Annotated in this window: 7 protein-coding genes; 5 read left to right on the forward strand and 2 right to left on the reverse strand. The window is 64.5% G+C overall.

The genetic code is table 11. The features are described from left to right. The 5 genes from HUV01_RS10265 to fcl all read left to right on the forward strand — a co-directional run. On the forward strand, positions 1–599 hold a 599-nt coding region (locus HUV01_RS10265; protein WP_254606556.1), incomplete at its 5' end, for a M48 family metallopeptidase. Between the two features lie 237 nt (positions 600–836). Then, positions 837–1,796, forward strand: coding sequence for a UDP-glucuronic acid decarboxylase family protein (locus HUV01_RS10270; protein WP_174298172.1), 960 nt, complete (start codon positions 837–839; stop codon positions 1,794–1,796). Positions 1,797–1,842: 46 nt separating this feature from the next. Beyond that, positions 1,843–3,153: a UDP-glucose dehydrogenase family protein gene (locus HUV01_RS10275; protein ID WP_174298173.1), complete on the forward strand. Its 1,311-nt coding sequence runs from the start codon at positions 1,843–1,845 to the stop codon at positions 3,151–3,153. A 112-nt stretch (positions 3,154–3,265) separates the two neighbouring features. Further along, the gene (gene gmd, locus HUV01_RS10280; protein WP_254606558.1) at positions 3,266–4,333 is read left to right on the forward strand and encodes a GDP-mannose 4,6-dehydratase; all 1,068 of its coding nucleotides are present in this window, start codon (positions 3,266–3,268) and stop codon (positions 4,331–4,333) included. A 9-nt stretch (positions 4,334–4,342) separates the two neighbouring features. Continuing rightward, positions 4,343–5,290 (forward strand): GDP-L-fucose synthase, encoded by a 948-nt coding sequence (fcl, locus tag HUV01_RS10285; RefSeq protein WP_174298175.1) that lies wholly within the window; start codon positions 4,343–4,345, stop codon positions 5,288–5,290. A gap of 103 nt (positions 5,291–5,393) precedes the next feature. Here the strand turns inward: fcl and HUV01_RS10290 are convergent, their stop codons facing one another. After that, the gene (locus HUV01_RS10290) at positions 5,394–6,446 is read right to left on the reverse strand and encodes a ribonucleotide-diphosphate reductase subunit beta (RefSeq protein ID WP_174298176.1); all 1,053 of its coding nucleotides are present in this window, start codon (positions 6,444–6,446) and stop codon (positions 5,394–5,396) included. Between the two features lie 4 nt (positions 6,447–6,450). Next, positions 6,451–6,654: a hypothetical protein gene (locus HUV01_RS10295; protein ID WP_174298177.1), complete on the reverse strand. Its 204-nt coding sequence runs from the start codon at positions 6,652–6,654 to the stop codon at positions 6,451–6,453. Positions 6,655–6,782: the final 128 nt, after the last annotated feature.

Consider the following 6,782-nt stretch of genomic DNA (forward strand, 5'->3'; position numbering starts at 1 on the left):
CCACGCGCGACAATGCCGTAGCGCTGGTCGCCGCGCGGCCTCCGTCGGCGCCCCTTGCCCTCCTGCTCCTGCGCGACGGCCTTTCGCGGACGGTGACGCTGGCGCCCGTTCCCGAATGTCGGGTGGGGTTCGAGGTTCTGCTCGGGTCCAAGATGATCGCCCATTCGGATGGGCGGCTCGTTCAGATCGGCGTGCGCTATCTCGCCCGGTTCGGCGACGACCAGCTCGCGGTAATCGTCGCGCACGAACTGTCGCATGTCATCCTGCACCACCGCGCCCGGCTGGAGGCGGCCGGTGTCCATTGGGGTCTGCTGGGCCAGGTCGGCCGCGACGCACGGCTGTTCCGGGAGACCGAGGATGCGGCGGACCAGCTGAGCGTCTCGCTGCTGCGCAACGCCGGCTATGATCCAGAGCTGGCGGTGACGTTCTGGCAGCACGATGTCGGCGACCTCGACGACGGCATCCTGCACGGCGGGACGCACTCGTCGTCCGGCGCGCGGGCAAGGGCGATCGCGGCCGAGATCGCGCGGATACCGGCAGGAGCGCCGCTGCCGTATCTGCCGCCCGTACTGAAAACGCGGGACCGGCCGCTGGATTGACCGGGGGCGCTCGGGATCGCGCGGCGCTCGCGATTGTCTGGCCTCGTCATGCTGGTACAGCGTCGCGATGCGTCGTCCCCATCCCCGTCCGGCTGCCTGTTTCGATCCAGCCGCCTTGAATGTCGACCGGTCGCGCCATCGTCCTGGCATGCGCTTGGATGCGGACGCTTCGCACCCGGCCCGGAACACCCCGGAGCGGCGGCGTCGCAGGACCGGACCTCGATCTAGGAGAATATGATGGCAACGGCACTTCCGCGCTCGACGCATCGACGCGTGCTCGTCACGGGAGGGGCGGGCTTCGTCGGTTCGCACCTGTGCGAGCGTTTGCTGGAACGCGGCGACGAGGTGCTGTGCCTCGACAACTTCTACACCGGCAGCCGTCACAACGTGGCTCATCTGATCGGCAACACCCGTTTCGAGCTTCTTCGCCACGACATAACGTTTCCGCTCTACGTGGAGGTGGACCAGATCTACAACATGGCCTGCCCGGCCTCTCCGGTCCATTACCAGCACGACCCGGTACAGACGACCAAGACCAGCGTGATCGGCGCGATCAACATGCTCGGCCTCGCCAAGCGCCTGCGTATTCCCGTGCTCCAGGCCTCGACCTCGGAAGTCTACGGCGATCCGGCCATTCACCCGCAACAGGAAGAATATTGGGGCAATGTCAATCCGATCGGTACCCGCTCCTGCTATGACGAAGGCAAGCGATGTGCCGAAACCCTGTTCTTCGACTATTATCGCCAGCACAATCTTTCCATCAAGGTCGCCCGCATCTTCAACACCTACGGTCCCCGGATGCATCCGAACGACGGCCGCGTCGTATCGAACTTCATCGTCCAGGCATTGCGTGGGCACGACATATCGATCTACGGCGATGGAACGCAGACCCGGTCGTTCTGCTATGTCTCGGATCTGGTCACGGGATTGATGGCCTTGATGGACTCCGGACCCGAGGTGACGGGGCCGATCAACATCGGCAATCCGGGCGAGTTCACGATGTTGCAGCTTGCGCAGGAGGTGATCGCGCTTACCGGTTCCGGATCGATGATCGCCTATGAGGCCTTGCCGTCGGACGACCCGCGCCAGCGCCAGCCCGACATCACGCGCGCGCGCGACCAGCTCGACTGGACGCCGACCATAGCGTTGCGCGACGGCCTGACAAAGACGATCGCGTATTTCGCGGCGCTGGTATGAGCTGCTCCCGAACGGCTGTCGCCCTGTTGGCTTGAAAGGTTTTCCGATGCGCATCGCCATGATCGGCACAGGCTATGTCGGCCTCGTCTCCGGTGCCTGCTTTTCCGACTTTGGCCATCATGTGGTCTGCGTGGACAAGGACCCCTCGAAGATCGAAGGGCTCAATGCCGGCCGCATGCCGATCTATGAGCCGGGGCTGGAGACGCTGGTCGCGACCAATGTCCGGGCGGGACGGCTGTTCTTTACCCTGGACGTGACGGAGGCGGTCAGGGATGCCGACGCGGTATTCATCGCCGTCGGCACGCCGTCACGCCGCGGCGATGGCCACGCCGATCTCAGCTTCGTCTATGCGGCGGTGGAGGAAGTGGCGCGGGCGACCACGAACGACATCACGCTCGTGACGAAGTCCACCGTCCCGGTCGGAACGGGTGACGAGGTCGAGAGGATCGTGCGGTCGGTCGCGCCGGATCGGGCGATCCGCGTCGCCTCCAACCCCGAGTTCCTTCGCGAGGGCGCGGCGATCGAGGACTTTAAGCGCCCCGATCGCGTGGTATGCGGGACGAATGACCCGGAAGCCGCCACGTGCCTGCGCGCCATATACCGGCCACTTTCGCTCAACAAGTCGGCTCCAGTATTGTTCACCGACCGGCGGACTGCGGAACTGACCAAATACGCGGCGAACGCGTTCCTGGCGACCAAGATCACCTTCATCAACGAGATCGCCGACCTGTGCGAGGCGGTGGGCGCCGACGTGCAGGAAGTGTCCTATGGCATCGGGCTCGATAACAGGATCGGACGCAAGTTCCTTCACGCCGGACCGGGTTATGGCGGGTCATGTTTCCCCAAGGACACGCTGGCGCTGCTTCAGACCGCGGAACGCCACGAGACGCCGTTGCGGATCGTCGAGACGGTGGTGAGCGTGAATGCCATCCGCAAGCGCGCCATGGGTCGCAAGGTCATCCGTTTCATGGGGGGCGAGGTGCGCGGCAAGACGGTCGCGATCCTGGGCCTGACGTTCAAGCCCAATACGGACGACATGCGCGACTCGCCGGCGATCGACATCATCCAGGCGTTGCAGGACGCGGGCGCCCATGTCCGCGCCTGCGATCCCGAGGGTGTGGAGCAGGCCCGGCGCATGTTTAGCGACGTCGAGTTCGTCAGCGGTCCGATGGCGGCGGTGAAGGACGCCGATGCGGCGGTGATCGTGACCGAATGGGACGAGTATCGCGGGCTCGACCTTCGCGAGATCGGCGCCGTGATGCGATCGCCGGTACTTGTGGATTTCCGCAACATCTATGCCGCGGATCAGGCGCGCGTCGCGGGCCTCCGCTACCTCGGAGTGGGCAAGCCGCACTGACCGGATATGGGACCGGGTGCGGGGCCGGGTCTGGGACGATGGGCCATTTACATCGAAGTTGCGCTACGGCTACGAGCCCGTCATGATATCAAAAGGACAGGGGGTAGAAGTAGTGCCGAATGGTAAGACCGCGCTTATCACGGGCGTGACCGGGCAGGACGGCGCCTATCTCGCGCAGCTTCTACTCGCCAAGGGATATCGGGTTCACGGCCTGAAGCGGCGCTCGTCGTCCTTCAATACCGGTCGGATCGAGGATATCTATCAGGATCCGCATTCCGACGATCCGCGGTTGACGCTGCATTATGGTGACATGACGGACTCGACCAACATCATCCGGCTGGTGCAGGACACGCAGCCCGACGAGATCTACAATCTCGCCGCGCAAAGCCATGTCCAGGTCAGTTTCGAGACGCCCGAATATACCGCCAACGCGGACGGTATCGGTGTCCTGCGGGTACTGGAAGCGATCCGCATATTGCGGATGGAGAAGAAGACCCGCTTCTATCAGGCGTCGACATCCGAGCTTTACGGACTGGTGCAGGAAGTGCCCCAGCGCGAGACCACGCCTTTCTACCCGCGCAGTCCCTATGCCGCCGCCAAGCTGTACGCGTACTGGATCGTCGTCAACTACCGCGAAGCCTATGGACTGCACGCATCCAACGGCATCCTGTTCAATCACGAGAGCCCGTTGCGCGGCGAAACCTTCGTGACGCGCAAGATCACCCGCGCCGCCGCCGCGATCAAACTGGGTCGTCAGCACAGGCTGTACCTCGGCAATCTCGATGCGAAGCGCGACTGGGGTCATGCGCGCGAATATGTCCGGGGCATGTGGCTGATGCTCCAGCAGGACGAGCCGGACGATTACGTGCTCGCGACCGGCGAGACGACGCCGGTGCGCACCTTCGTGGAATGGGCGTTCGCCGATGCGGGCATGACGCTCGAATGGCGGGGGCAGGGTGTCGATGAAAAGGGCTATTGCGCCAGGACCGGCGACTGCCTCGTCGCGATAGATCCCCGGTATTTCCGACCGACCGAGGTCGAGCTCCTGATCGGAGATCCCGCCAAGGCGAAGCAGAAGCTGGGCTGGTCGCACGAGACGTCCGTGCGGGACCTGGTGCGCGAGATGGTGACCGCCGATCTGGAGGTGATGACCACCGCCCCGATCGACGCTAGCGCGTGAACTGAGACCATGACCGATCCGACCTACAGCCTGGCGGGCAAGCGCGTCTACGTCGCGGGACATCGCGGCATGGTGGGCTCCGCCCTCGTCCGCCGGCTGGCGCGAGAAGGGTGCGACGTCCTGACCGCCACCCGAGACGAGGTCGACCTCAAGGACCAGGCGGCGGTTCGCGCCTGGTTCGCGCGCGAGCGGCCCGACGCGGTGTTCCTCGCCGCCGCCAAGGTGGGCGGGATCCTGGCCAACGATCGCTATCCGGCCGACTTCCTCTACGACAATCTGATGATCGAGGCGAACATCATCGAGGCGTCGCATCGTGCCGACGTCGGCAAGCTGCTGTTTCTCGGCTCGTCGTGCATCTATCCGAAGTTCTCGGCCCAGCCGATCACCGAGGACGCGCTGCTGACCGGCCTGCTCGAGCCCACCAACGAATGGTATGCGATCGCCAAGATCGCCGGGATCAAGCTCGCGCAGGCGTATCGCCGGCAGCATGGGCGCGATTACATTTCCGCGATGCCCACCAACCTCTACGGACCGGGCGACAATTTCGATCTGTCGTCCAGTCATGTGATGCCCGCGCTGATCCGAAAGGCGCATGAAGCCAGGCTGGCGGGTGCGCCGTCGATCACCATGTGGGGGACGGGAACGCCGCGGCGCGAGTTCCTCCACGTCGACGATCTCGCCGACGCCTGCGTCTTCATGATGCAGCGATATTCCGACGATGGTCACGTCAATATCGGCTCGGGCGAGGACATCGCGATCGCCGACCTCTATCGGCTGGTCTGCGCGGTCGTCGGTTACGAGGGCGCGGTCACGGCCGACGTGTCGAAGCCGGACGGCACGCCCCGCAAGTTGATGTCGAGCGCGAAGCTCGCCGCGCTGGGGTGGCAGGCCCGCATCGGGTTGTCGGAAGGCATCGCCGATGCCTATCAGGCATTTCAGGACGCCGCCGCCGCCTGACCGCGCCGTCGCTTGGCAGGCGGCCGGGAGCGTCATTACGAGACTTGAGGTTCGGGGAAGGCGTCAGGCCACCGGCCTCGACGCCTTCCCCGGGGCTCGGCGCCTATTCCGCCGCCACCTGGGTCGCCGCGAACATGTCTCCGCTCATCGCTTCCTCGTTCGCGACGCGCGGCAGTTTCGCCTTCTGGCGCGAGTCGAAGCTCGACCACACGTCGTTCCACTGGCCGCGGGTCGCCGCCTTGGAATATTCCGTTGCGCGGGTCTCGAAGAAGTTCGCGTGCTCCACGCCGTTGAGCAGCGGCGCGAGCCAGGGCAGGGGGTGCTCGTCGATCATGTAGATGGGCTTCATGCCCAATTGCCCCAGTCGCCAGTCGGCGATGTAGCGGATGTACTTCTTGATCTCCTTGGGGGCCATGCCGTTGACCGGACCCTGTTCGAAGGCGAGGTCGATGAACGCGTCCTCCAGCCGCACCGTCGTCTGGCACACGTCGGCGATGTCGTCGCGAACGGTGCGCGTCAGGCAGTCGCGCTCGGCGCAGAAGGCGTGGAACAGGCGGATGATCCCCTCGCAATGCAGCGTCTCGTCGCGCACCGACCAGGACACGATCTGCCCCATGCCCTTCATCTTGTTGAAGCGCGGGAAGTTCATCAGCATCGCGAACGAAGCGAACAGCTGCAAACCCTCGGTAAAGCCGCCGAACATCGCCAGCGTCTTGGCAATATCCTGGTCATTGTCGACGCCGAACTGCTGCAGATAGTCGTGCTTATCCTTCATCTCCGAATACTCGAGGAACATGCCGTACTCGCTCTCGGGCATGCCGATCGTGTCGAGCAGGTGCGAATAGGCGGCGATGTGGACCGTCTCCATGTTGCTGAACGCGGCCAGCATCATCTTGATCTCGGTCGGCTTGAACACGCGGCCGTATTTCTCGTGATAGCAGTCCTGCACCTCGACGTCGGCCTGGGTGAAGAAGCGGAAGATTTGGGTCAGCAGGTTGCGCTCGTGATCGGTCAGCTTCTGCGCCCAGTCGCGGCAATCCTCGCCCAGCGGGACCTCCTCGGGCATCCAGTGGATCTGCTGCTGACGCTTCCAGAACTCGAACGCCCAGGGGTATTCGAACGGCTTGTACTGCTTGCGGGCTTCGGTGAGGGACATGGGATTACTCCGGACGCGAGAAAAACAAGGATAAGCCGCTCAAGGCAAAGATGATGCCGAAAGCGCGAAAGTGCCAGACGAACCAAGGCCGCCGCATGAGGCTGAGTTGCCATTCCATGTTGCGGATCGCCAGCCTACTCACCGGGCCGGCAAGCGCGAGCAGCAGGACGCCGATCATCGCGAACATGACGCCAATGGCAATGCTCACCGCCCCGGCCCCCAACCCGCCATGCTCCACGCGAACAGCGCCAGCACCAGTGCGCCCGCGCCCAGCATCGTGCCGGCGATGCGGCGCGCGTAGACCGCGCCCTCGCTGCGCGGGACCCGCGTCCACAC

The sequence above is a fragment of the Sphingomonas bacterium genome, from assembly GCF_903643035.1.
Taxonomy (GTDB): Bacteria; Pseudomonadota; Alphaproteobacteria; order Sphingomonadales; family Sphingomonadaceae; genus Sphingomonas.